The sequence below is a fragment of the Microcoleus sp. PH2017_24_DOB_U_A genome (assembly GCF_020738205.1).
Classification (GTDB): Bacteria; Cyanobacteriota; Cyanobacteriia; order Cyanobacteriales; family Microcoleaceae; genus Microcoleus.
In genome coordinates, this window is record NZ_JAEQCT010000130.1 from 1 (window position 1) to 25,660 (window position 25,660).

At 46.0% G+C, this 25,660-nt stretch carries 24 protein-coding genes; 8 read left to right on the forward strand and 16 right to left on the reverse strand.

Annotation, left to right across the window (positions count from 1 at the left end; all coding sequences use genetic code 11):
* Positions 1–122 precede the first annotated feature (122 nt).
* Positions 123–356, reverse strand: a complete 234-nt coding sequence (locus JGK07_RS29270) for a hypothetical protein (RefSeq protein ID WP_293186443.1) — start codon at positions 354–356, stop codon at positions 123–125.
* A gap of 276 nt (positions 357–632) precedes the next feature.
* On the opposite strand from JGK07_RS29270, the gene JGK07_RS29275 reads away from it, so the two are divergent.
* From JGK07_RS29275 to JGK07_RS29285, 3 genes are all read left to right on the forward strand, one after another.
* Entirely contained in the window at positions 633–4,481 is a 3,849-nt protein-coding gene (locus JGK07_RS29275; protein ID WP_293226281.1) for a leucine-rich repeat domain-containing protein, read from the forward strand.
* A 234-nt stretch (positions 4,482–4,715) separates the two neighbouring features.
* Entirely contained in the window at positions 4,716–5,357 is a 642-nt protein-coding gene (locus JGK07_RS29280; protein ID WP_293226283.1) for an LON peptidase substrate-binding domain-containing protein, read from the forward strand.
* A gap of 199 nt (positions 5,358–5,556) precedes the next feature.
* The gene (locus JGK07_RS29285) at positions 5,557–6,489 is read left to right on the forward strand and encodes a PspA/IM30 family protein (RefSeq protein ID WP_293226286.1); all 933 of its coding nucleotides are present in this window, start codon (positions 5,557–5,559) and stop codon (positions 6,487–6,489) included.
* Between the two features lie 33 nt (positions 6,490–6,522).
* Here the strand turns inward: JGK07_RS29285 and JGK07_RS29290 are convergent, their stop codons facing one another.
* Positions 6,523–7,167 carry a pentapeptide repeat-containing protein gene (locus JGK07_RS29290; protein ID WP_293186437.1) on the reverse strand — a complete coding sequence of 215 codons (645 nt, stop codon included), beginning with the start codon at positions 7,165–7,167 and terminating at the stop codon, positions 6,523–6,525.
* Between the two features lie 28 nt (positions 7,168–7,195).
* Positions 7,196–8,143 (reverse strand): prephenate dehydratase, encoded by a 948-nt coding sequence (gene pheA / locus JGK07_RS29295; protein WP_293208501.1) that lies wholly within the window; start codon positions 8,141–8,143, stop codon positions 7,196–7,198.
* A 212-nt stretch (positions 8,144–8,355) separates the two neighbouring features.
* On the opposite strand from pheA, the gene JGK07_RS29300 reads away from it, so the two are divergent.
* The gene (locus JGK07_RS29300; protein WP_293191369.1) at positions 8,356–8,934 is read left to right on the forward strand and encodes a DUF1997 domain-containing protein; all 579 of its coding nucleotides are present in this window, start codon (positions 8,356–8,358) and stop codon (positions 8,932–8,934) included.
* Positions 8,935–9,077: 143 nt separating this feature from the next.
* On the opposite strand, the gene JGK07_RS29305 is transcribed toward JGK07_RS29300, so the two are convergent.
* The 6 genes from JGK07_RS29305 to pgl form a co-directional block, all read right to left on the reverse strand.
* Entirely contained in the window at positions 9,078–9,533 is a 456-nt protein-coding gene (locus tag JGK07_RS29305) for an FHA domain-containing protein (RefSeq protein ID WP_293186431.1), read from the reverse strand.
* A complete protein-coding gene (locus JGK07_RS29310) occupies positions 9,530–10,090 on the reverse strand; it encodes a hypothetical protein (protein ID WP_293186429.1) in 561 nt (186 codons plus the stop codon). The genes JGK07_RS29305 and JGK07_RS29310 overlap by 4 nt, the downstream gene beginning before the upstream one ends.
* Positions 10,091–10,257: 167 nt before the next feature.
* Positions 10,258–10,992, reverse strand: a complete 735-nt coding sequence (locus tag JGK07_RS29315; RefSeq protein WP_293186427.1) for a PRC-barrel domain-containing protein — start codon at positions 10,990–10,992, stop codon at positions 10,258–10,260.
* Positions 10,993–11,049: 57 nt separating this feature from the next.
* The gene (locus JGK07_RS29320; protein WP_293186425.1) at positions 11,050–11,559 is read right to left on the reverse strand and encodes an FHA domain-containing protein; all 510 of its coding nucleotides are present in this window, start codon (positions 11,557–11,559) and stop codon (positions 11,050–11,052) included.
* Positions 11,560–11,641: 82 nt separating this feature from the next.
* Positions 11,642–12,436: an FHA domain-containing protein gene (locus JGK07_RS29325; RefSeq protein ID WP_293186423.1), complete on the reverse strand. Its 795-nt coding sequence runs from the start codon at positions 12,434–12,436 to the stop codon at positions 11,642–11,644.
* A 204-nt stretch (positions 12,437–12,640) separates the two neighbouring features.
* Positions 12,641–13,360: a 6-phosphogluconolactonase gene (gene pgl / locus JGK07_RS29330; protein ID WP_293186421.1), complete on the reverse strand. Its 720-nt coding sequence runs from the start codon at positions 13,358–13,360 to the stop codon at positions 12,641–12,643.
* A 429-nt stretch (positions 13,361–13,789) separates the two neighbouring features.
* Here pgl and JGK07_RS29335 point away from each other — a divergent pair, with 429 nt between their 5' ends.
* Together JGK07_RS29335 and JGK07_RS29340 are read left to right on the forward strand one after the other, a co-directional pair.
* A complete protein-coding gene (locus JGK07_RS29335) occupies positions 13,790–15,130 on the forward strand; it encodes a hypothetical protein (RefSeq protein WP_293186419.1) in 1,341 nt (446 codons plus the stop codon).
* Positions 15,131–15,403 (forward strand): hypothetical protein, encoded by a 273-nt coding sequence (locus JGK07_RS29340; RefSeq protein WP_293291166.1) that lies wholly within the window; start codon positions 15,131–15,133, stop codon positions 15,401–15,403. It abuts the gene before it with no gap.
* 375 nt (positions 15,404–15,778) lie between these two features.
* Here the strand turns inward: JGK07_RS29340 and JGK07_RS29345 are convergent, their stop codons facing one another.
* The 7 genes from JGK07_RS29345 to JGK07_RS29375 all read right to left on the reverse strand — a co-directional run bounded on the left by JGK07_RS29345 (position 15,779) and on the right by JGK07_RS29375 (position 21,730).
* Entirely contained in the window at positions 15,779–16,945 is a 1,167-nt protein-coding gene (locus tag JGK07_RS29345) for an LptF/LptG family permease (RefSeq protein ID WP_293186417.1), read from the reverse strand.
* Between the two features lie 167 nt (positions 16,946–17,112).
* Positions 17,113–17,841, reverse strand: a complete 729-nt coding sequence (lptB, locus tag JGK07_RS29350; RefSeq protein WP_293186416.1) for an LPS export ABC transporter ATP-binding protein — start codon at positions 17,839–17,841, stop codon at positions 17,113–17,115.
* A gap of 409 nt (positions 17,842–18,250) precedes the next feature.
* Positions 18,251–18,763: an LptA/OstA family protein gene (locus tag JGK07_RS29355; protein ID WP_293186414.1), complete on the reverse strand. Its 513-nt coding sequence runs from the start codon at positions 18,761–18,763 to the stop codon at positions 18,251–18,253.
* Between the two features lie 504 nt (positions 18,764–19,267).
* Positions 19,268–19,867, reverse strand: a complete 600-nt coding sequence (locus JGK07_RS29360) for a class I SAM-dependent methyltransferase (protein WP_293186412.1) — start codon at positions 19,865–19,867, stop codon at positions 19,268–19,270.
* A gap of 206 nt (positions 19,868–20,073) precedes the next feature.
* Positions 20,074–20,463 (reverse strand): VOC family protein, encoded by a 390-nt coding sequence (locus JGK07_RS29365; protein ID WP_293186411.1) that lies wholly within the window; start codon positions 20,461–20,463, stop codon positions 20,074–20,076.
* A gap of 168 nt (positions 20,464–20,631) precedes the next feature.
* Positions 20,632–21,045 (reverse strand): DUF309 domain-containing protein, encoded by a 414-nt coding sequence (locus tag JGK07_RS29370; protein WP_293186444.1) that lies wholly within the window; start codon positions 21,043–21,045, stop codon positions 20,632–20,634.
* Positions 21,046–21,367: 322 nt separating this feature from the next.
* Positions 21,368–21,730, reverse strand: a complete 363-nt coding sequence (locus JGK07_RS29375) for a ferredoxin-thioredoxin reductase catalytic domain-containing protein (protein ID WP_293157224.1) — start codon at positions 21,728–21,730, stop codon at positions 21,368–21,370.
* A gap of 299 nt (positions 21,731–22,029) precedes the next feature.
* On the opposite strand from JGK07_RS29375, the gene cas6 reads away from it, so the two are divergent.
* On the forward strand, positions 22,030–23,154 hold the full coding sequence (gene cas6, locus JGK07_RS29380; RefSeq protein WP_293243326.1) for a CRISPR-associated endoribonuclease Cas6: 1,125 nt from the start codon (positions 22,030–22,032) through the stop codon (positions 23,152–23,154).
* A gap of 419 nt (positions 23,155–23,573) precedes the next feature.
* A complete protein-coding gene (locus JGK07_RS29385) occupies positions 23,574–25,253 on the forward strand; it encodes a HAMP domain-containing sensor histidine kinase (RefSeq protein WP_293291168.1) in 1,680 nt (559 codons plus the stop codon).
* Positions 25,254–25,660: the final 407 nt, after the last annotated feature.

Below are 25,660 nucleotides of genomic sequence, written 5' to 3' on the forward strand. Positions count from 1 at the left end.
TTATTCCTGTAGTTTTAGGACTGTGGACTAAAATTACTAACGTAGATGTCTAACATTGACTACTTTTGGGTAGCTTTGTCCAGGTTTTTACGAGCGGTATCGATGACATATTTCATTGGCAGCTACGACCAATCCAATTCATCGCCTGCATCCCCTTGAAACTGTGCAATCTCGAAATCCGCTTCGGTGGATTGCCCAGGGCCTGCAAACATTCCAAACTGGATAAATGTAGGCGATTTGGGTATGGATGGCGCAGCTAGAAAAGTAATTAGCACGCGGCTTTCATAAATGTTTTCCGGAAATTCTAAAAGTTCGATGACTCCATTTCTGTAAATCCCTTCAAATGCTTGGAGCATAATGATTCACCTTGCGTGCAAAGTACGGTCGATCGACTCGTTAGCTAACAATTCCAGTCTAACAAATTTTCCACACTCCGAGCTTTTTTCGTCTCCAGATTATGCACGGATCGCCAGAAACCGGGTTTTTGCAGAGAAGACGCGTTAAAGTCGTAGAAACTCAAAAAAACCCGGTTTCTTAGATGACGCGCGGGTGGCCAGAAACCGGGTTTTTACGAAAATTGTTGGTAACAGCGCAGAAACCCATAAAAACCCGGTTTCTTAGATTCCTCACGGGTGGCCAAAGTAACTGTCAACGGTCAACTGTCAACTGCTATAAGTCCCCACCAAACAAAAAATACTGTCACAATAAATGAAGACTACGGAGAGATCGAGGGTATGACGAGAGAGGAGTTGTTGCAGTTAATCGATAAAGCCGCCTCAGAGGGCTCCAAAGTATTGGATTTGTCGGGGTTGGGGTTGGAGGAATTGCCGCCGGAGATTGGCAAGTGCACGCAGCTTCAGCGTTTGATTTTGGGGAAGTGGATTGATGAATATGAAGGCTTGGGCAACAAATTAACGGCATTGCCTCCTGAAATTGGTAAGCTTACCAATCTCAAAATCTTACAACTTGGTTTTAATGCCTTATCCAGTTTGCCTGATGAAATGAGTCAACTGGTGAATCTCAAGGCGTTGCATTTGCCTAAAAATCGGTTTACCCAACTGCCCGATTGTATTTTTCAGCTACATCAGCTTGTTTATCTGGATTGTCGGGAAAATGGAATTGCGATCGTACCCCCACAGATTAAAAATCTTAAGCTACTCGAAACCCTGAAAATTGGTGGAAATAAACTTAATTTTTTGCCAGATGAAATCGAAATACTTCAACATCTGAAAGGTTTTTACCTGTGGGCAAATCCTATAGAATCCCTACCTGAAAGTCTCGGCAAATTGGAGAACATTAGGACTTTCTCTTTGTCCGAAACGGCGCTGCCAGAGATTCCCGAATTAATTGGTAAATTCTCTAAATTGCGATGTTTGCAGATTTGGGATTCACAGATAGCAAAAATTCCAGAAGTTCTGGGGCAACTGTCAAATTTAACACAGCTTGACCTCCGTTTCAATGATATAGCAGAAATTCCAGAAATTTTGGGAAAAATGTCGAATTTGACACGGCTTAGCCTCAGTGGCAATGAGATAGCAGAAATTCCAGATGTTCTGGGGCAACTGTCAAATTTGACAGAACTCGATCTCAATGGCAATCAGATAGAAGAAATTCCAGAGATTTTGGGGAAAATGTCGAATTTGACACATCTAGATCTCAGTGAAAATCAAATAGAAGAAATTCCAGAATTCTTCGGAAAATTGTCGAATTTGACACAGCTTTATCTCAGTGGCAACTGGATAGAAGAAATTCCAGAATTTTTTGGAGAAATGTCGCATTTGACACAACTCGATCTCAATAGCAATCAAATAGCAGAAATTCCCGCTGTTCTGGGGCAACTGTCGAATTTGACACAGCTTAGCCTCGGTGAAAACCGGATAGCAGAAATTCCTGAAGCTCTGGGGCAACTGTCGAATTTGACACAGCTTTACCTCAGTAACAATAGGATAGCAGAAATTCCCGAAGCTCTGGGTCAACTGTCGAATTTGACACAGCTTTACCTCTGGAGCAATCGGATAGCAGAAATTCCCGAAGCTCTGGGTCAACTGTCGAATTTGACACAGCTTTACCTCTGGGAAAATCAGATAGCAGAAATTCCAGATGTTCTGGAGAAAATGTCGCATTTGACAGAGCTTTACCTCAGTAGCAATCAGATAGCAGAAATTCCCGAAGCTCTGGGGCAACTGTCGAATTTGACACACCTTTACCTCAGTAACAATAGGATAGTAAAAATTCCCGAAGCTCTGGGGCAACTGTCGAATTTGACAGAGCTTGACCTCACTAACAATCAGATAGCAGAAATTCCCGAATCTCTGCGCAAAATGGACAAGCTGCAAAAATTGGATTTGCGGGGTAATCCGATACCAATTCCGCCGGAAATCCTAGGGAAAAATAAATTATCTGGAAATCCTAGGGATGTGCGTAACATTCTCGATTTCTACTTCCAAACTCGTGACCCCAATGCTACCGAAGAACTCAACGAAGCCAAACTTTTGATTGTCGGCGAAGGCGAAGCGGGCAAAACCACCCTAGCCAACAAACTCCTCAACCCCAACTACGAACTCAAAGAACGAGAACCCTCCACCGAAGGCATCGATGTGATGCGCTGGGAATTCCCACAACCCAACGGCAAACCTTTCCGCGTTCACCTCTGGGACTTTGGCGGACAGGAAATCTACCACGCCACCCACCAATTTTTCCTCACCGAACGTTCTCTATATGTCCTCCTCGTCGATAACCGCCGCCAAAACCCCAACCTCTGCTACTGGCTGAGTATCATCGAACTCCTCAGCAAGGGCAGTCCCGTCTTCCTCGTCCAAAACGAAAAACAAGACATCCGCTGCGAAATCAGCCTCTCCCAACAACGGCGTGACTTTCGCAACCTAGAAAAAGATTTCCCTACCAATCTCGCCACCAATCGCGGACTCGCAGACCTCCAACGCGCCCTGCAAAACCGCATCGCCACCCTCGAACACATCAGCACGCCCATCCCCAAACGCTGGGCAAACGTCCGCTATGTTTTGGAAAACTATTCCCAACGCCAAACCCATATCGAAGTCGGTGAATTTTTCAACATTTGCGTCAGCCAAGGCTTCAAAAAGTCCGATAAAACAGCGATGTTGAGTCTCAGTAAATACCTCCACGACTTGGGCATCATCCTGCATTTCCAAAAAGATCCCATCCTCAAAAACATAGTCATCTTGCGTCCCGAATTGGCAACCAACGCTGTTTACAAACTCATCGGCAACAAAAAAGTCACCGACAATGGAGAAGTCACAGATAACGCAGAAATCATCGCCAACTGCGGGTATTTCACCCGAGAAAATCTCAAGCAAATCTGGGGCGACACACAATACCGAGACTTGCACGACGAACTGCTGCACTTGATGAAACACTTCAAACTGTGTTACGAAATCCCCTGCCAACCCGGAAAATACATCGCCCCGCAACTTCTCCCCCTCGAAACGCCCAACTACGCCTGGGACGACACCGATAACCTGATTTTGCGCTACGAATACGACTTCATGCCCAAAGGCATCATTACCCGCTTCATCGTAGAAATGCACTTGTTAATCTACCGCCCTCAATCCGATTTACCAAAGGGTAGGGGGGATATTGTCTGGCGCGATGGAGTCATCCTCGCCGACAATTACGCCAAAGCCGAAGTTATCGAGAATTACCACCAACGAGAAATCCGCATTCGAGTTTCCGGCAACCAGAAAAAATCTCTTTTAGACCGCATCCGCCACGAACTCTGGAAAATTCATGCTACTTATGATAAACGCCTAAAATACCAAGAATTCATCCCTTGCAATTGTCAGCAATGCCAAGGCAGCCAAGACCCTCACCTCTACGATTTTGAAAAGCTGCGCCGCCGTTTGGCAAACCACCGATACGAAGTCGAATGCGACAAATCTTATCAAATGGTTCAGGTGCGCCGCTTGATGGAAGATTTCCCAGATAATTTGCAACAATGGGAAGAGAAAGAGCGACTTTCTGGAATCAATCAACTTGACTCTGGAGATACTTCTAGCATTCAATTAAACATCAACATCGACGGTAAAAAAATGACTCAAAATTATCCTCAAAATAACAACTTTCCCGGCGCACAAATCGGCAGCGTAGCTATCGCTAACGAAGTCAAAGACAGCGCCCAACAAACAGCCTCTGGTGGTATTCATATCGATAACGCCAATACAGTAGAACTTCTCAAACTAATTTCATCCATGCGAGAAACCGCAATGCAGTTTCCTGAAGATATTCGAGATGATATAATTATCGATATTCAAGATGTCGAAACTGAAATTAATAAACCGAAAGATCAATGGGATAGACCGAGATTAAAGAAATGTTTAAAAGGTATTGTAGCGGGGGCGGCTGCGATCGGAGTTGGGATCTCTGGTGCTGTTGATTTGGCTAATAGTACGATCGACCTCGGTGAAAAAGTAGGTATTGAAATTCAAGTACCTTGGGCGCGGTAAATAAGTTATGCAAGGCTGACGCATCAGCCGAAATAAACCGGGTTTTTTATCTAATCTGTGGGTAAAAAACCAGGATTTTGCGGAAAAACCCGGTTTCTGACCCTACGCATCAGCCTAAAGGGCCGATCGCCCTTAACCGCATTTTCCGCCGATCGCCCCTCACCCCCGCCCGGAATTACTCAAATCAGTTAAAGTAAGAAAAAGAAGCGCAAGTACCGTCACCTTTGAGCGACAATGGCATCCTCCTCCTCTGTAGCAGTTCGCGAACTCCCCTTATTTCCCTTGCCGGAAGTGGTTCTATTTCCAGGTAGACCGCTGCCACTGCAAATTTTCGAGTTTCGCTATCGAATTATGATGAACACGATTCTGGAGGGCGATCGCCGTTTCGGTGTGCTCATGTGGGACCCGAACCAAAACAAAGTCTCTGGCGTTGGCTGTTGCGCCGAAGTCATTCACTGTCAGCGCCTCCCGGACGATCGCATGAAAATCATGACTCTCGGACAGCAGCGGTTCCGAGTCCTCGACGCCGTTCGGGAAAAACCCTATTTAGTCGGTTTAGTAGAATGGATTGAAGACGAACCGCCACAAAAAGACCTCCGATCTTTGGGCAAAGAAGTCGAACAACTGCTTCGCGATGTAGTTCGCCTCTCTAGCAAATTGATGGATCAGCCGATCGACCTACCCGAAGACATTCCCAGTTTGCCCACAGAACTATCCTACTGGGTAGCCAGCTACCTTTACGGTGCAGCTACAGAACAGCAAACTCTTTTAGAATTGCAAGATACTGCTGCGAGATTGGAACGCGAAACCGAAATTTTAACTTCCACTCGCAATCACTTGGCAGCAAGGACTGTACTCAAAGATACGCTCAAGTAGTCAATTTTCACAGAACTGAAGCATCCTCAGTTCTGCCTCGGATAACAACTCCGAGGCAACCGTCCCAAACATTGTTCCATCGGAAAAACACCGATTTTAAACTTTTTGTTCCGAAAAGCAAAGGGAATGGCTGGGAACTGTTAGCAGTGGATAGTGCTATAACTGTCAACTGTCAACTGTCAACTGTCAACTGCTATAAATGCTTGTGTTAGAAAATCTCGAACCGAAACCATACGATGCAGTTAGAGGCGGTCAACTGCCGCCTCCGGTGGGCGGTGTGGTACTCGGCGGACTAGCAGGAGTCAGACACCGACTGTCTAGTTCAGTCAGCGAACATCGGATTGCAGCGCTAAAGGAAGCCTTCAATTACGGCGATGCAGGCTTAAAAATAGTCATCAAGATTTGTCAAAGCGAAACAGGGCCAGTGCAGCGGGCGGCCTGCGATTTGCTGCGAGAAAGGCTGAGCGCGATCGCCCGCGAAAAATTACAAGCCTTCGTACCTGCAAGTTTAGATTCAGAAACAGCGACAGACAGGACTCAAAAAATCTTAAAGAACTCAGCCAGTACAGTCTCAGAAAAAGGCGATCGGCAGTTATCAGAAGCACAGTTAATATTTGAGACAACTGTGCAGCAGATGGAACCCAATTTGTTGCTCTTAGAAGCATTAGTAGCCTCTGTAGAACGCGAAGGCTTTACCAGCGAACTGATGAATTTTTGGGATTTATTAATCTTAGAAATTCAGGAACCTCTCAAAGAACTTCGTCAGGCTGTTGGCAGCGCGATTTCAGCCCAACTGCGGATTCAGTGGCAGTACAATCAATCTGAATCCCAAGCCAATCAGTGGCAGCAGCGAGTTTTGCTAGCTCTTCAGAAAGGCGATGAGAACTCCGTTCGACAAGCCTGGGTTCGCAAGCAAATAGAGTTGGATAAGGTAGCAAAAGAGAAGATAGATTTAGACGACCAAACTGTACGAGTAGAAACTCTCAATCGCAACTTGCTAGCTTTGGAAAGTAAGATTGCCGAAGCTAATTCTAAGAAAGAAATACTAAAGATGCAGGTTCATTTTTCTAAGGTACAGGAGCAAATTAACTGCACTTTTAGCCAAATGAATACTATATTTTTTAGTCCTTAGCTGTCGGATTATGTGCGGATATATTGCCTGATTTCAGACTTGTCTGATGCAAAACTGAATTGCCCTGCTTAAATTTGTAGCCTCATCTAACTTAGCGCCTTCGCGGTTAGCGCCGCACAAAAATGCCCCGCTCAAATTAGCACCGCGCAAATCAGCTTCTCTCAAATCCGCATCCTGAAGGTTACTTTCAGACAAAAATGCTCCTCTCAAGTTGGCTCTTCTGAGACTTGCTCCCCGCAGTTTTACCTCACTGAGATTTGCTCCTTCGAGATTGGCTTCATCTAAGCAAGCATCTATCAGGTTGGCTTCCATCAAGTTCGCTTTATACAAGTTTGCCCCGGTTAAGTTGACACCAATCATTTTCGTGTCTCCCAAGTTGGCGTTTTCCAGGTTTGCATTAATCAGCTCAGCCCCTGTTAATCTGGCACGAGTTAGCTTCGATCCCCTGAGATCTGCCCCATTCAGATCCGCCATGATCAGACAAGCATTTTCGAGGTTTGCACCAATTAAGTTAGCCCCACTTAGGTCTGCTTCAGCTAGAATTATGTCCTTTAAATTGGCACAGGCGAGGCAAATATGAAGTAGGGAAGCTTGTGACAGGGAAGCACCTATTAAGTTGGATTCGTGAAAATCTCTTTCTCCGGCTGCATATCGCTTGAGAAGTTCATCAGCATTCATCTCGCTAGCCCCCTAAGTATTAATACAATCATACTACTGACAGTACAGTGTAGCAACCAAAGATTTTTAAAGTTTCCGTGTGTTTTTTTAACTCTTCTAGTGCCGATCGCACTAATGTAGAACAAGCATCGGCTTCCACGTCCATAAAGAAGATATATTCTCCGAGCGATCGCTTAGTCGGCCGAGATTCAATGCGACTTAGGTTAATACCGCGACTGGCAAATACTTGCAAAGGTTTTACCAATGTTCCGGGCATATTAGCAGGTACGCTAAAAGCTAGTGACGTGTGAGTACAATTCGCCGAAGTTGAATCTAGGTGCGAGTTAGCCGCTAGTGTGGTGCCGGATGTCATTGATGACTCGTGGGATTCTGCGAAGTTTCCTAATTTTCCTGCATCGGAGCCAAGTACCCAAAATCGAGTGTAATTGTCGGGATAATCATTAATCGGGCTCGCTAGCACGGGCAATTTGTAGAGTTCGGCGGCTCTTGGCGAAGAGATTGCCGCTATACTGCTATCTTCTAGATAGTGCAACGCTTCCGTCGTTGAATTAGCCGGAATCAACTGAGCCTGTGGGATAAACTCGGCCAACCACAATTGACACTGAGCTAGGGCTTGCGGGTGAGAGTAAACTTTTTGAATCTGGTTAAAATTTTGAGCATTTGACAGCAGTGCGTGGGAAATCGGCAAAACCAGGGCGTGTTTAATTCGCAGTGCATCCAGCCGCCACAGGGTATCTAGGGTGACAGTGACGCTACCTTCTATGGAATTTTCTACCGGCACAATTGAGTAATCAACCAGCCCGGAGGCAGATGCCTCTAGTGCCTGAGAAATGGTGGAATAAGGATACAGGGTGCATTCGGAGTTAGTTTCCCGGCTCAACCAATTGACATAAGCCTGAGCCGCTGTTTCTGCATTGGTACCTACAGGGCCGAGATGTGCGATCCTCTTCGAGGGCTTTGCTAAGGAAATTTTCATAATAATCGGCAATTTTGCGTTACAAATGTTTGCTTTACTCTCATCAGCCAGCAAGTATGATGAAAAAATTAGCCTGAGTCCCAAAAGCTTTTATCCGTTATTTCTCGGATGAGATGGGGCGAGTGGGCGAGTTAGTGCGCGACTCAAATCACCTTAAAAAAGTTATAGTTTATTAAGATATCCTTACGAATCCCACATATTGACATATTCTCATGTATACCCGTTTTAATGCTTCCCAATCCGTTGAGATCGCCGTACCAGATGAACGGGTTCCCATTCAACATTATCTGCGCCAGCCGAGGCGATTGGTAAACGCTTTAGTCGATCGTACTCGCACAGAGCAACTAAGCGATGACTGTTTCCGCCTGAAAATGCGACCGTTACAATTTATGATGCTCAGCATTCAACCCACAGTAGACATGAGGGTATGGGCGCAGTCGGAGGGCGCAATCAATTTGGAGTCAGTCGCCTGCTCGATTCTTGGTGTGGATTATATAAACGATCGCTTTGCTCTCAATCTTAAAGGAAAGCTTTACGTACATCAAAATAGTGGGGTAGCGTACTTGAAGGGAAAAGCGGATTTAGAGGTGCAAGTCGAGTTACCGCCACCGTTTTGGCTGACGCCCAAACCAATTTTAGAAGCAACGGGCAACGGCTTGCTCAAGAGTGTACTGCTAAGCGTCAAACAGCGATTGATGTATCAATTGCTCTTAGATTACCGCCGCTGGGCAAGCAGCGAAACAGAAGTAATATCGAGCGATATCCCTCAAATCTTATCGGTTGAAGGTTGAGCGGGTATTAGAGAATGACGTTGCTTAATCAGGGTATGAAAATGGGTAACTTGAAAATTCAGCTATATTAACTGACCAGACGATCGAATGCAATGCAGCCTGAATTTTGTTGAAATTTGCTAGCTCCCATAGATAGCAGCGGGTCATTCAAAATCGATGTGAGTCAGCGCTCCATCATCGTCTTCCATGATTCTCCTAGGCCCAGACCAAGCTGTTGATTTGTCTTGTGAAACTTCGGCCTTTTTGTCGGTGAGTTCGCGCTGTGGTGGTCGAGTTTTTGGGCTCGGTTGCACATTCGTCGCCCCCACCCGGATTCGGATTTTTGGTCCGGAATTGCCCAAGCGAATTGTCATCCCGTCCGCTACCGATACCTGAGCGATCGGCTTATCATCTACATAAGTGCCGTTAGCGCCAAAATTAATAATTTCCCAGCCATAAGAATGATTCCACAGCTCTACGTGGTGGCGGGAAACTACAGCGCTGTAAATAATTACATCATTGTCGTTCGATCGACCGATCCGAACCACAGATTCGGATTCAAAACACCAACTTTGAACTGGGACAGACTGAATAGGATGTAGCAGAGTTAAGGTAATCACTGATGTTTTGACACTCCCCCGCATGACTGAAACGGGGATGCTTCAAGAACCAATTTTTGCGATAAAACCGCAAAAGATTTGATGCTTAAAGGCGTTGTCAGTGCGCCGCTACTCCCTCGCTTTGCCGTAAAAGTTGAAGTTTTGACTGCTTGAGGCATTTGAACAAACTTTTGATTGTTGGCTTGGACTCCAGGTGCGAACTTTGCCTGTCCTCGATCGCCACCAAACACGATATTAATCTGGTGAACTTGGCCGCGATTGACAGCAGTGCGAAGTTCTCGATCGATTGAATCTCGGATGGAGCTACCCGGCCGATCGCCCATCTGGGCCGATCGATCGGTGGAGTGACCATTTTCCCACAGATCGATCGGAGAATTCAACTCAGACGAGTGCTGGTTGCACCGCTGATTCGAGTTGTCGATCGGGCGACAGTCTGCGACGATCGGCGAATTGCTGTTTGCCCCTACAGAAGTTAACCAATTATTAAGGCTGCGGGTTCTAGATAAAATAGGAGTTGGTTCTCTCAAACAGCATAGGTCTTTTAGGGTTGCTAACATTTTTCGTATTGATGCGATACCTTTAAAATACAATGCTTTGAGCACTGGAATTCCTCGCCCAGAAAGCCTCTATTTCGCGTACTCTGTACCGATCGAGCTTTCGGGTGCCGGCCACCCCAAAAATGCGATCGGCAAGCAGCTACTTTCTCGATCGGGAAAGCCGCACTTCAGGGCAAATCCGACTCTGGCGGTTCCACCGGATCGGGCGGTACAGATTCATCCCTTTGGCGCTTCAACTCTGCGACTTTTTCTTGAGCTACATCCCTGACTTCTATAGCTTTATCTTGAAGTTTTTCCGCCAGATTTTGAGCGTTCCGCTTCACGCCAGCCACATTTTTAAGAGTTCTGTCAAGATCTTCCTGTAAAAACTCGGCTACCATGCCGACTTTATGGTGCAGTCCCTCCGCGTACTGCACGGGTTCGGATACAGCAGCCTCAGAGACGATCGCCCGCTTGCTGCCGATCGTCGAAATCGCCTGCACCGGCAACAAGTAAATCCCGTCTAAAACGCCGCGCCAGCCGCTAGATTTAAACAGGTAATCCCTAACAGAACCAGTCCGGACATCAAATAGGTAGTCAACCACCGTACCTGCCTTATTTCCTGCGTCCGTAAGTACCTCAAGGCCGATCGGACAAACAGCTTGTTCCGGCTGATGCAATTCCGGAAGTTCCGGGTTAATCGTCACCAAAACATTTTCGCCCACCGTATCAACTTGCGCCCAAGCGAACCAGCGTTTTTTGTTGCCCAAAAGTCCCGACTTGCAAGTAAAGCCGATCGCCCGCTGGGAGTGAGGATCGAGCCAAAGCCGATCTACCCTGCCGACCTCTTCCGCCGTGCGGCGGTCGATCGTGCGGCGGTTGATCAGTTCGCTGCGCTTAACAATCTGTTGTGATGTACTCATAAATAAACTCCTGAGTGCCGCCTGCAAGAAAAATGTCGATCGTCCAAAGATGTCGATTTAATATTCTTCTTCTTCTTCTTCTTTTTCTTCCGAATAATGGGGAGTATTTTCTGCCTCAGTTAACTCGTCTTCTTCCCTGGAAGTGCCAATTTCTTTTTGGCTGGGAATAGGAATCGTGCTAAGCAGTGCGCCCCCGGAGGGAGCGTGAATTGCCTTAGCATCCCTTGACTTGACGCTAGTTTGTGCTAACTGGGCTGAGGACTGATTCCCACCGACGTTGATTTGAATTTTCGGGCCCGAGCGAGCCAAGTGAACGATCAGACCGTCCACAACGGGAACCTTAGCGATCGGCTTACCATCGAGGTAAGTACCGTTGGTACCTAAATTGATCAGTTCCCAATTAATGCCGCTGCGTCGCAATTCGATGTGGCGACGAGAAACCACAGCGCTAAAAAGAACGACGTGGTTTTCCGTCGATCGCCCGATCCGGACGACCTCTTCGTCTTCAAAGATCCAACTGCGGACGGGAATAGACTGGAGTGGATGTAGCAAGGTCAGCTTAATCACATTGGCAGCATTGAGTTTTGGTAGAGCGCCTCAAGATGCGATTTTAGATTTTAGACTTTCGATCGCCCAATCCAAACTCGATCTAAGAGATTTGAAATAGAAACGTAACCAGGTCTCCTTTTCCCAGAGAGATGCGGTCTCCCGGTCGCAACCGATGTCGGTTTCCCTTGGGCAGGGGAGTATTGTTGACGTAAGTGCCGTTAGAACTGCCTACATCTTCTAGGTAGCAAGCATCTCCCTCCACCCGGAGATTTGCGTGTACCCGAGAAACTATCTCAGAATTAGCAAATCCCGAAACATCAATATCTGGCGGCACCAAGTCATTTGGCTTGCCAATGTGAATCACAGCGAGATTGTGAGGCAATTCCATCGGCGTATTTGTCTGAACGTGTATCAGTCGCGCCGACTGCTGTTGCAGTTGAGTTTTAGCCACACCCGCTGGCTGTGGGTCGGGAACCGGGGGAGAGGTATTTGGTGCTGTTGTCACCGATTCTGTTGTAACAGGAACCGAGAGCGACGGCGAGGGATCTGGAATCGTCGGAATGCTGGCGGGAGTTTTTTCCAAGTTCGGCCCCTGATGTGGGGTAACTAGAGGTTCCATTGCGATCGTCGGCGGTTCGGTTGATCCTAAGTCCGGCACCAGTGGCGATACCACTGTGGGGCCCACAGGCGAGACGGACGGTACTGTCGCCTCAACTTCTGGAACGTAGGAACCCGGACGCAAATTAAAGCCACACTGACCGCAAAATGCTGCATCTGTCTGAACCGCTGCACCGCAGTTTGAGCAACTGGCGGTAACGGGTAAAGGCGTGTAACAAGACTCGCACTGGCTGGCCCCGTCGGGGTTCTGGTGATTGCAATTGGGACAGACAATCATCGATTTCTCCTTGCTATCGGCCAGATTTTCCAATCAGCCTCGTAAAAATAGTTGTGTATATGGTCAAATTTTAACTTTAACCGCCACAATTCTTATATTGCTTCGCTAATACTAGCAACTGAGTTCGCGCCGTGACATTCGGAACGAAGGAAAAGATTGAGTTAGTAATACTGCTGACAGTGCTGACTCTGGAGGCTCTCTCAGCTATTTTACTGCAACGCCTGCCGCAGCATCGAGCAGCCACCAAAGTTCGCCTTCTGGTTGAATGAGTCTGGCTGGATAGGTCATGGAGTCGGCTGCGGGGGCAAAAATTTGACTGAGGGCGGGTTGTTTGCTGGCTCCTGCCACCATGAAGATGACGCACCGGGCGCGGTTGATTAAGGGGAATGTAAAGGTGATGCGGGGTTGACCGTCTTTGTTGCCGACGGTTATTAGGGAGTCACGGACTTGTAAGGCTGGTGTGCCGGGGAATAGAGAGGCTGTGTGGGCGTCGTCTCCTATGCCCAATAGGATGATGTCGAAAGCGGGAAACTCGCCGTCGGATATTTTGAAGAATTGCTGCAATTCGGTTTGGTGCGTCGAGGCGTCGGCTGCGGGGTCAGCCGCGCCTGTGGGCATGGGGTGGATGTTGCTGGCGGGGATGTTTACTCGATCGAGCCAAGCGAGGCGCGCCATTTTTTGATTGCTGTCCGGGTGATCTGGCGCAACGTAGCGTTCGTCACCCCAGAAAACGTGAATTTTGTCCCAAGGCAGGTCTTGGGTGGCGATCGCTCTGTAGAGCGGTTCTGGTGTGCTGCCACCCGCCAAGGCGATCGTGCAAACTCCACGTTCTGCGATCGCTGCTGGGATTTTGGACAGGACAACCGCGAGCGATCGCTCTATGAGTTCTTCCCGATTTGCTAATACTTCTACTACTTTTTTCATTAATTTCCTCTCAACTTTTCTCTTCGTCTGGAGCTGGGCAATTACTCAAATTCGGCCTTGACATTTTGCTTTGAGGTCGATCGGCTGACACGCTTGGAAGGCTCTACACCGCGTCAACTCTGATTTTATCATTATTTCCGCTTTATTTTGCTGGGCAAAACTTATTTCGGTCGGTACTCAATCGAGCTTCACCTGTGGCATACATCTGTAGCAACAGTTTCCGAGAGTTAGGACGTTCTTAATTGCACTTTTCACAAGATATATGTAATGGAACTTCCTTCATAGTTCTTGCTTCTGCTATTATGTTTTTCGCAACTTGCAATCAAAATCGCGATCGCACTTACCTGGGGACAGCAAAAATCATCAAGATTGATATGGTAGACTATGGAAAATAGTTTTAGGTCCCGAGGCTCGGATGGAAGCAAAACTATGTCAAATTTTAAGAAATTTCCTACATCTGTCCGCTATCTAATAGCGCGTTTCCGCCACTGGACGCAACCGTCGGTTTGGGCTCCGCTAGCCGTGCTGTGTGCGGGGGGGTTATTTATCTGGGAAGTCTCCGTACATCCAGAAAGGTTGAGCATAGATGGCGAAGAAGAAGCAGCAAACTCAAACAATCCAGATGCGATTCCCGGACTGTCTGCTGAAGATAGTGCCATTGCTGCTGAAATCGACAGCTTGCCAGTGCTAGTCAATCAGTTCAATCGCTCCAATTCTGAACTGAACTTGTTCAATTCATCAGCAGTCAAAGGCAAAGGTTTATTCGACGAAATTCGCACTCGCGGCTTAGAAAAGCCTAAGCCCTCTTCAGAGCCAAAGTCGGCGGCAATCAACACATTTGTGTCGCTGTCAAATTTACAAAATCCTGCGATTGGGACAGTCAACAATAACCCGCAAAATTCCAGCTTACCAAGTTCAAACCCGACATCTGATTTGAGTTTATCTGGCAGTGGGACGACCATTTCCGGCATAAGAGCGATCGAGCCTGAGTCTGCGGGTGCACCGGAAGCATCAGGTAGCGGTAATTCCAGCAAACAAAACGACAATCCTGTGCCTTTGAGTCCGCTGCAAGCAGCCATGAAAAAATACGTCGCTGCTGACACTTCAGCAACGGCGGCGGCCGTGAAAAGTGCAAACACCCCTAAATTGCTCGATCGACCGGCTTCCCTTGGATCTGGGACAAATCCGGCAAATTTGTTGCCAACGGTCGCTACAGCTCAAGGAAAAGCAAATCCTGGGAATGTTCCTGCGACAATCTCCCCACTTCCGGCTTCTACTAATACAATTATTAGCGACTCTCAACAATTTTTAAACCCGGCAGCTACACTTCCTGAATCATTTACCGGGTTAAATTCCAAAGCATCAGTCATCCCCACAATTACTCCACAGGTTCCAACGGTGGCTTTGCCCAAAAATCCCTATCAAACTAATTTATCCGACTCGGGCTTGATACCGGAAGTTCAACCTGTGGCGCTTCCTGTCGCCACACCTTCACCAATACCGCTAATTCCGAATTTCGGGCAATCCCCTAGCACGGGAGTAAACAAGATCATTAATCCTCAATTCTCTCCCAATTCAGCGAATTCTCAATTTCAACAACCTCAACCAAGTCAGATTAATTTGCCAAGCCAGCCTAACTTTGGAGCAGTTCCTCAAAACACCAATCAGGGCGGGCAGCCAATTCAACCGCAACCTTTTTCTACACCTCGCTCTTTGACTCCGGGACGCTATATTGGTGGCGGCGAAATTAATACTTTTGCTAATCCTTAAATGAAGGAAGAAGGAAGAAGGAAGAAGGAAGAAGGAAGAAGGAAGAAAGAAGAAGGAAGAAGGAAGAAGGAAGAAAGAAGAAGGAAGAAGGAAGAAGGAAGAAGGAAGAAGGAAGAAGGAAGAAGGAAGAAGGAAGAAGGAAGAAGGAAGAAGGAAGAAGGAAGAAGGAAGAAGGTCGCGAGCTATACGAGCTCGCACTGTAAAAAAATGTTTTTTGCAAAAATGAGATGCTCCCGAAGGAAGAAGTTGAATTGTAGGGTGTGTCGCCCTTGAGAATCCCTGAAGTTGACAGAAAATTTCACATATCCGCACCTGAAAAACCCGGTTGAATTGTAGGGTGTGTCGCCCTTGACAATGCCGGAATTTGACAGACATTTTTACAGATCCGCACCTGAAAAACCCGGTTGAATTGTAGGGTGTGTCGCCCTTGACAATGCCGGAATTTGACAGACATTTTTACAGATCCGCACCTGAAAAACACGGATGGAAGAAACAAACCTAACACTTTTTTGTAGTAAAAATTTGGAGAAATGGTATAAGGTGCGTCGCCATGAGATTGTCGATATTGAGTTAGAGATTTTTCTTGAGCGACGCACCCTACGACTGTTAATTTTTCCAATTCTCAATTCCCAATTTGATTGGTAAAACTTACCTAGAGGCGGCTCTTCCCAACAACAATCCGCCGATTCCTAAGCCAAAGGCGATCGGCAACCAAGCCGATAGAATCGGTGTTAAAACAGCTTTCACGCCCATAGAACTGGTGACGAAAGAAAATACGTAGTAAGTAAAAATCACCACTACGCTAATACCAAAACTCGTGCCTTTGCCCGATCGCCGCGGTTGAGTTCCCAAAGCGGCTCCCACTAAACCAAATACCAAGCACACGAAGGGAAAAGCATATTTTTCTTGAATTCGCACCCGGAGTTTGCGAATTTGCGGTGCATCGCCGCTGTTTTTAATGATTTCCAAACGCTCTAAAGCTTGAGCAATATTCATTTCCTTGAAATCTCGCACTCTCGCAGCTAAATCTAAGGGCGTGCGGGGAAGTTGCAACTGCTGGTGTTGAAACCTAACTATATTGCGGTAAGAGCCGTCTGGAGCTACTATATAAGCGGTGCCGTTGAAAAAATCCCAGGTGTTTTCTGAGGGATTCCAAGTCGCTGATTCTGAAGAAACGATTTGATTGAGACCTGGTGCGGAGCGATCGATAATTGTTAAACCTTTCATTTGCTGGCCGTCAAACTGTTCTGCATAAAAAAAGCGGGACAGGATTTCTTCGCCACCTTTTTCGGGTTTGCGAAATTCTGTGTAAATAATATTTCGATCTTGAAATGTCGGTTTTTCTCGCTTCAGGGCTCTGTCTAAAGTTAAAGTGGCTCTGTAACTGGCGGCGGGTACAACTAATTCTTGCAAAGCAAAGGTGAAGCCGGCAACGATTAAACTCATAATGACTGCGGGCATTATCAATCGGTAAACGCTAACTCCGCAACTGCGGAGGGCGATGAGTTCGCTGTCGCTGGAGAGTCGGCTGTAGCTCATTAAGGTTGCTAGCAGCATTGACATGGGGAAAGCTAATACTACAAAGTACGGAATTTGCAGCAGAAAAATTTCCAGGGCGGCGCCGTAGGGGAGGCCTGATTCTGCTACTCTGCGGACTAATTCAAATAACGCTCCCACGGTGACGGCGACTGATGTAAATAGTCCGACGCCAAACAGAAATGGGCCGATTAGTTCTTTGGTAATGTACCAGTCCATTACTGAAATTCTCGGCAGCCAGTTGAGGGGATTGAAGGATTTGGACGTTGCTATTTTCATACTTTGGCGTTTTTGCCGATCGCTCCTCAAGTTAAAATTTACCTTCTCAATTCTAAAATTCAGTCTTGTGTTTTTATAGTGGGGAGGGCGGGTTTATAGATATCTGGGCTGGGATATTTATATGTAGGCGAACCCGCCGCTACTCGGTTCGTGGTTGCTATCAAAGACTATCGCACGAAGTTGTCGCCTAAGTAATACTGCCGCACTAAAGGGTTGCTGTAGAGTTCTTCTTCAGCCCCGGAGGCTAAAATTTGCCCGTCTCGCATGATGTAGGCTCGATCGGTAATTTCGAGGGTTTCTCGGACGTTGTGATCGGTGATCAGGATGCCGATTTTACGATCGCGCAGTTTGGCAATAATCGTCTGAATTTCATCAACGGCGATCGGATCGACGCCTGCAAACGGTTCGTCTAAAAATAGAAACATCGGGCCGTCTCGCCCAGCGGCTAAGGCTCTTGCTAGCTCAGTCCGCCGTCTTTCTCCCCCGGAGATTTGAATTCCCAAACTGGATGCTATTTTTTCTAAGCGAAATTCTTGCAACAGGAAATCGACTCGCTGCTTCCATTCCCAGCGTGGCACTTGAGTTTGTTCTAAAACTAACAAAATGTTGTCGCGGACGCTCATGTTGCGAAAAATGCTGGCTTCTTGAGCGAGATAGCCTATTCCCAACTCCGCTCGTTTGTGCATCGGCAATTTAGTGATGTCTAAATCGTTGAGCCAAACAGTTCCTTGATTGGGTTTTTCTAATCCGGTAGCTATGTAAAATGTTGTGGTTTTGCCTGCACCGTTGGGGCCGAGGAGTCCGACGATTTCTCCTTGGGCTACTGAAAGGTTGACGCGACTGACTACATTGCGTTTTCCGTAGGATTTGTGAATATTTTCGAGTACAATTTTCATGCTCGTCGAGGCAACTTTTAAGAAGAAGTCATTAGTCATTAGTCATCAGTCATCAGTCAGGGAGCATCTCATTTTTGCAAAAAGCATTTTTCTTTGAGTGCGAGCGTCCCCGCTCGCGTATTGTACAATACGCGAGCGGGGACGCTCGCACTATTAAAAGCAAAACTGAGATGCACCCATCAGTCATCAGTCATCAGTCATCAGTCATCAGTCATCAGTTGGTCAACTGTCAACTGTCAACTGTCATTCGCATCTATTCTGGGTTCTCGATTGTCGCGCATTTCAGCTTTGAGATCGGAACAGGCAGGATGCCTGTTCCACAAGAATGGCAATAAAAATTATTGTTTTAGGTAGATATGCAACAGTTGATGTTTTTGCCGATGCGAAATTTTGCTGCTACCGGGGGCTGTTACTTAGGAGCTGTTCGGGAACGGGCGGGCGGTTTAACAGCGGGATTTGGATTAACCGGAGCTGGTTTGGGCCCGATCGAATTTTGGGCTGCTGCATCTTGTTCTGGCGCCACCAGATAGACGGATTCTACTTGTCCTGGATTGTCTGGGAGCGCAATAAACCGCCCTTCGTCAATCAGGTATGTGATGGTTTCGCCGCGCAGGCTGTTTCCCTGCTGCAATACGTACACGTCACCGCTGAGAATGATCCGGCGCTCGCGGCTGAAGTATTGAGCTTGAGCTGCGGTTGCTTGTATTTGGCGGGCTGGGTAGTTGATTTGGACGTTGCCGCGGGCTGTCACGATGCCGGTTTTGGAGTCGGCTTCTTGGATGTCCGATCGCACGGAAAGAGTGCGGGGCGGTGCGGCTTGCGGGTAGGTAGGAGAGGCGATCGCGCCAGCCAGAGTCAGCGGCAACAGCAGCGATAATCCTTTGAATAGGCGGGAATTGAGTAGTTTAGCGGAGGGCATCATAGCTTGCAAGCCTCAAAATTTTTGAAATTGCTGAAGGGCATTATCTCACCCCTGATTTTTCTCTATGGAGATTAGATCCACCACACCCGATCGGTTAGGTATTTTATCTTAACGGCCGTGAAAAATTCCCGTAAGGTCGATCGACCTGCCCGAGAGCGTCAACCAATTATCCTAGCAAGACAATAGCCCTTTCTTCGCCTGTTTGGATGATTTACTGGAGAAAGCAAGTTTTTTGACGGTTTGGGCGATCGGGAAGTTTCGGGCAGTCTCAAAGGTAGATTGCATAAGCTGTCCGCAAAAAGATAATCTTACAACTGTGCTGATAAAAGTCAGAATCTTTGGAAACAATTAGTCCACATTGTCCCGTTCGATCCAGCGTGCGGCTGTGAATTTCCCATTGCTTGCCCCGGCTCCAACGCACTGTTAGCCTGCGCTTTGCAGCCATCATACTTCCATAGGCAACATTAACTACCCAAGCTGGTACAAATCCATTCCAATCGTCGCTCAAGTCTTTTGAGCAATGATATAAACATGATTCTCAGGATATTGATCGTATTCAAGGTGAAGGGATGTAAATTGAGACTCACTCAGAATCTTTAGGAAAGCATTTACACCTAGTGTGCTGTACTCAAAGTCTTGACCTTGAAATGTTCCAGAAACTTCACCTGCTTCATGCCCACCCCCACACGTGAACATCAATACACCATCAGGTTCAAGAGCATTGCATAGCTTTTTCATCACAGATTCTTGCATATCTAGCGGCAGATGAAATGTGCTGTCCCAAGCAACAATCAAGCTGTAGGGTTTGGGAGGATTCCAACAGCAGATGTCTGCTTGATAGAAGACGATGTTTGGATGCAGTTGTTTGGCTAAATCAATCATTTCTGAGGAAATATCAAGTCCTTCCACTTGAAATCCATGTTCGCTTAGGACTTTAATAAAGCGTCCACTGCTTCCACACCCTATATCAAGAGCTACCTGCTTTTTATGGGTGAATTGAATAGCACGCTCCAACTGTGGGATACCATAAAGCGAATCTTGATGCTGAGTTTGCCACCAGTGGGCAATACGATCGTATCGGGCTGCTGTATCCTCTGTATCCATGTTTATTCTTACTTATGACTGTCTCAGCATTAACCTGAAGCAACCTAACGTTCCCAATCACCCGCCGCAGATACACTCAAACTCAAACTGATAACCTATCAGCGGTCAGTGTGCATTGGGGTTGTTAGCTGGCTGGCGCATACTCATTACCTAAATCAAAGCAAAAAATTGATTGCAACTACTTGAACTCAATACAGATGTAATCTTCATTTTTCCAACTCACTAAATGGTGAGCAAATATCTATCAAGCAACCATTCGGATCAACAGTTAAGAATCGACGCTGCCCATAAAATTCGTTTCTTAGTTCTTGAACTATGCGAAGCCCCATAGCTACTGCTTTTTCGTAGACTAGATCAACCTCGGGAACCACAAAAGTTACATACATACCTGAAGGAGCGGTTTGATATTCTTGTGGAACTAAACTATGACTACGAAGAATGATTCCAAACTCTAGTTCTTTATTAGACGGACTACGAAGTTGAACATACCAATCACTATCGTAGCTCACATCAAAGCCAAGCAAGGTCACATAAAAATCTCGGCTTTCAGCAAGTCGATCGGAGCAAATGTTTGTAAGAATGCGGCTAAAACTCATGAGTCTTCCTAATCATTGGTTTAGTCCAGCTAACTGCTAATTATATAGCAAATGCGGTACAATACATAAAATGGCATAAAAATACCGCAGGTCGCTCATGTATATCAACCCCTGCTTACTCCAGATCGCAATCTCCTTTTATCGATCGAGTTCGGTGTACCAGCCTGCTCATATTGAAGTTTGTTCTAGTTTGATAATTCGCGGCAATCGCAAGCCTGCAACTTCTGCACCTGTTAACAACGGTACAAATTCAGCGACTTTTTCCGGGCCAGCTTGCTGCAAAGCACTCAAGAGTTTAGCACTTTGTCCGAGCAAATCTTCAACGGCAATTCCCGCATAACTCGGTTGATAATAATTGAGCCGATTTATGCCTTCTCCCAGCAAGATTACTGCACCGCGCCAGTTTTGATTGCTTAGGTGATAAAGCGCGACAGAAATTTGCAATATTCCCTGATAAAATCTTTTGTCCGGCTCGCCGGCTTCCATCCACAAAGCCTCTAAGGTATCGTGACAAGCGTAAAAATCTTGGCTGTTAAACTGTTCGATACCTTGCCAAAACTCGATCGGCATTTCCTCTGTCATTCGCTTGGAGATTGGGATTTTGGATTGGGGATGCGTGTTAGAGTAGGCGGCGATCGTTGAGGTCGCTGTCAACTGTCAACTGTCAATTGTCAACTGATTTACGACCTATTTTCACAACAATTACCAATTTTACCAGAAAGAATTGGTTTAAAGCCCCAAGCCCGATCGGGAAAAATTAAAAGAAGACTATTCATTACTCCAATCCTCTTTCTTTCAGGTAGAGGTAGCTCTCAACTGTCAAGCGGTCAACTGTCAAGCGGTCAACTGTCAACTGTCAACTGTCAACTGTCAACTGTCAACTGAAGACCGCCTACTTAACCGATTACATGGTCTCTCTGACTGCTTGAATCTGATCCATGCTAATTTCCTGATTAGTTCCAGCAAAATCGTTATCTGGCGTCAGAAATAACATACAGTGACATTCTTTCCGCTCGCGCATGGGAATGCAAGGACAGTTCCAGTAGGCGGCTTTGACTTCAGCTTCTTTATCTTCGTAATGGCGACAAGGGCATAGGGGAGCGCCTAGTTCGTCTTTGTGTTTTGCTAGTCCTTCTATGACGACAGCAGTGACTGAAGGCTCGGAACAAAAGTAAGTTCCGGTGCGCTTGGCGTAGGTTTCGGAGAAATTCTTCATCGCCTCCAAAGTTTTTTCGTTGGAGAGTTTGGATTTTTCTGTTGTGTTCATAGTTGAGGATCGGAGTTGAGGATGCTACGAGCTTTTGACAATTGTACCCCAGAATGTGATTTTAAACACTTGATATTTCTCTTTACTTACAATGAGGAAAAACTTGACAAAAATTGAGTTTTAGGTTGTCGGTTTTTTGGTGATTTTTCTGCATCCCTCCGATTTCGGGAAACTGGCGGTTGACCCGGTTTTTGGAGCTGCTAATAGATTTGACCGATCGCCCGCCCAGACAAAAACATCCCCCAACGGGGATAAAAAAAGATAAAATATGAGACCGCTGTCCCTGTTTCCGGCATCTCATGGCAATTTCCCCGCATCCCACCCGCACCAAAAAAGTTCCTTCCTCGGGACTGATTTGGCCGGCTGACACCGAGTTAGTCGGATTAGTGTTTGAATTGACCCCCCGTGCTGCTAGCTATCTGTACGCGCAGTATGCTATAGGTTTGCACGCTTGGTTTTTGCATCAAATTCAGGAAACTGACCCGGATTTATCCCAACTTTTGCACGACTCGCAGTCAGAAAAAGCCTTTACTATTTCGGGATTGGAGGGTGATTTGCTTCCAGCCGGTAAGGAATTTCAGCTTTTGGGCGATCGCATTTACCGCTGGTATGTCACAGGACTGTCCCAGCAAGTAGTACAATGGCTGAGTCAGTGGCTGCAAAATTTGCCCCAAGAGATTGATTTGCGAAATGCTCCGCTGGTAATTCGCTCTTGGGATATTGCTTTTTCTCCCACAACTTACCAGCAATTGCTAACAGCAGAACATCCATTATCTAGAAACATAAAACTTAGTTTTGTAACTCCTACAAGCTTTCGCAGCAAAGGGCATCACTTCCCGCTACCAGTTCCCGAAAATGTTTTTCACAGCTATTTGCGCCGCTGGAATAACTTTTCGGGTATGAATGTTGACCAAGCAGAATTTCTGAATTGGATTGACGAAAATGTAATTATTAGCCGCCACAAGTTGGAGTCGCAAAAGGTGGCGGCGGGCAAAAAAGGCATGGTAACGGGATTTACTGGGGCTGTGGAATTTGCGATCGGGCGATCGGCCGGATTGCGCCCTGATTTTGTACAATTATTTTATGCCTTGGGGCAATTAGCACCTTACTGCGGCACGGGCCACAAAACAACCTTTGGATTGGGACAAACGCGATCGCAATGGTTGACAGAATCCCTACCCGAAGTCTCTATCCAAAGCGTATTGGCGGCGCGAATCGATGAATTGACAGAGAAGTTTATGGCGCACAGAAAGCGTACAGGCGGGAGTCGGGCTGGTGAGATTGCGGAAACTTGGGCGACGATTTTAGCGCGCCGGGAATTGGGGGAATCTTTGTTCGATATTGCTGCTGATTTGGAAATGCCTTATGAAACTGTGAAAACTTATGTAAAATTAGCAAGAAGAGCTTTGAAAGTTGAGGATTGAAGCAGACACAGAAGGAAAAAGCACAGGGGTGTATCTGGCGCAAGGTAAATATATCTGTAGGGGCGAAGCATGACCGCAGAAAATAGGAGATTATAACTAATAACTTATATGCGGTCATGCTTCGCCCTCTTCCAAAACCAGATGCGCCCGATCTATTTACTATTAGGAGACCTGAGGAAAATTCTCGAATTAGTTGATTTATTTTCATTCCTGGTTTTTGTTTTTTACAAGTAATTGTGATTATAATATATCCAGTGTCCACCATGAGTTCTATGCCCGAACCTAAAAATAGATTTAAACTTGGTCTCTTATTAGATCTATATGAGAGCCATTTCTTAAAGCATTCATTTATGCGAAAGTTGCGTTTACGTCATCTGAAGCATTGGTTCAGTTGTCTCAAGGTAGGACAAAAGATTAGTGTGGGCTATGGACTGGCGCTGGGAGTGGCAATTCTGGGAACCGCTACAGGAATCTCGATCGCTGACCAATATCATCAACAAGCTGTTAGACACGAACAAAATGCGATCGAAGAAACTCAATTCATCAGTGAATTGCAGATCCAGCTCGTTCAAGTTCTCCTCCACCAACAGCAGATCCTGATGCTATTGGAAAATCGAGATTTGCTAGACCAACAGTATTCCTATTTTTTAAACCATGTGGCTCTATTCAAAAAAGAATGGTCTGAGTTTAAATCTTCGGAAGGGGATACAAAAAATCATAAGGTTGACGAGTCACCTGCTGAAATAAATACCGTCAGACGTTTTCTGCAAGCCAATGAAGAGATTCCAGAGGCTTACTTGCAGCAGACAGAGGCGATATTAAAGGCAATTAATTCCGCTGAATTATCACCCGCAGAAATTCAGATATTCCGCAGCCAGCTCTTGACTTTTGGTAGCAGTCCTACATCGCTGCAATTGAAGAAATTTTTACAAGATATAGAGCAATTAAAGGTAAGGGCGTATAAAGATTACAAAGAAGCAAAAACTGAGTTTGCAAATGTACAGGTGCTACGAGTACAGGTTATTGCTGGGAGCATGATTTTGTCAGTGGCGATCGCCATTTTCCTCGCGATTTATACCAGTCGGGCGATCGCTCGTCCCCTCCAGCAAGTCACCCATATTGCCCAGGAAGCAACCCAAACGGGCAATTTTGATTTACAAGCTGCTGTTACCACTCAAGATGAAATTGGTATATTAGCAACAGCCCTAAATCAAATGATTCGACGAGTCAAGCAACTGCTACAGGAACAACAAGCCGCATCCACAGAACGCCTAATTCAACATGAAAAAATGGCGACTTTGGGACAGTTGATTGCAGGAGTAACCCATGACATTAACAATCCAATTAATTCCATAGCCGGCAACCTAACCCATACTGACAGATACCTAAAAGACTTACTAGAACATTTGCACATCTATCAGCAGCATTACCCCGAACCTGCGTCAGAAATTATCGAACACGCTGAAGCCATTGAGCTAGAATTTGTAGAAGAAGATATACCCCTAATGCTTGCATCTCTTCAGCAGAGTGCTGAACGTATCCGCGATATCAGTTATTCCATGCGGTTGTTCGCACGAGCAGACTCTTCCCAAAAGATTGCTTTCGATATCCACGAAGGCATCAACAGCACGCTATTAATTTTGAAACACAGACTCAAAGCCAATAATAATTATTCGGAAATTACTGTTGCCAAAAATTACGGCAAGTTGCCAAAGATTAAATGTTTCGCTGGACAATTAAATCAAGTATTTATGAACATTATTGGCAATAGTATTGATGCCCTAGATGATGTAATGGATCGAAGTAAAAATTCTGATAATTCTGAACTCGTGCTGATTCCTTCTATTCAAATTCAAACTGAAATTATCGAAGATAATTGGGTCAGAATTAGGATTGCTGACAATGGTTCAGGCATCGATGAAGCGTTGAAATTACGCTTATTTGAGTCATTCTTTACAACCAAAGATGCCGGGAAAGGCACCGGGCTAGGACTCTCAATGAGTCACCAGATTGTGACGGAAAAGCATGGGGGGAAACTCTACTGCAATTCCCAACCTGGACAGGGAGCGGAGTTTGTGATTGAGTTACCTATTGGTTAATTTTAATGAATAATCAAAAGCAGAGTTATACGAATTTTTTATGAGGCTGCATAGAATCCGAATACAAATTAGGTACGTAGTTGCGCTTTAGCGCTCTTTATAATATTAGGAAAGAACGCTAAAGCGCAACTACGTACCTATGATGACAATAAAATCAGCCTGCTTATTCAGGGGAACTTAGGGGAGATCGGGATATGTGCAAGTTCACATTAAATTGGTATTATAAAACTTTATTAAGTTTGTAAGCAGTAGTAAGCAATAGTAGTATCATCTAGTCAAAATGGTCAAGAGAATTATTGCGATCGTCAAAAAATGGAGAGTCTGAATGCAACTAGCAGAGAGGCACATCATTAAATCCACCGAGAATCGTTTTGTTGAAATTGACGAATTAGCCTTTAAATCCAAAA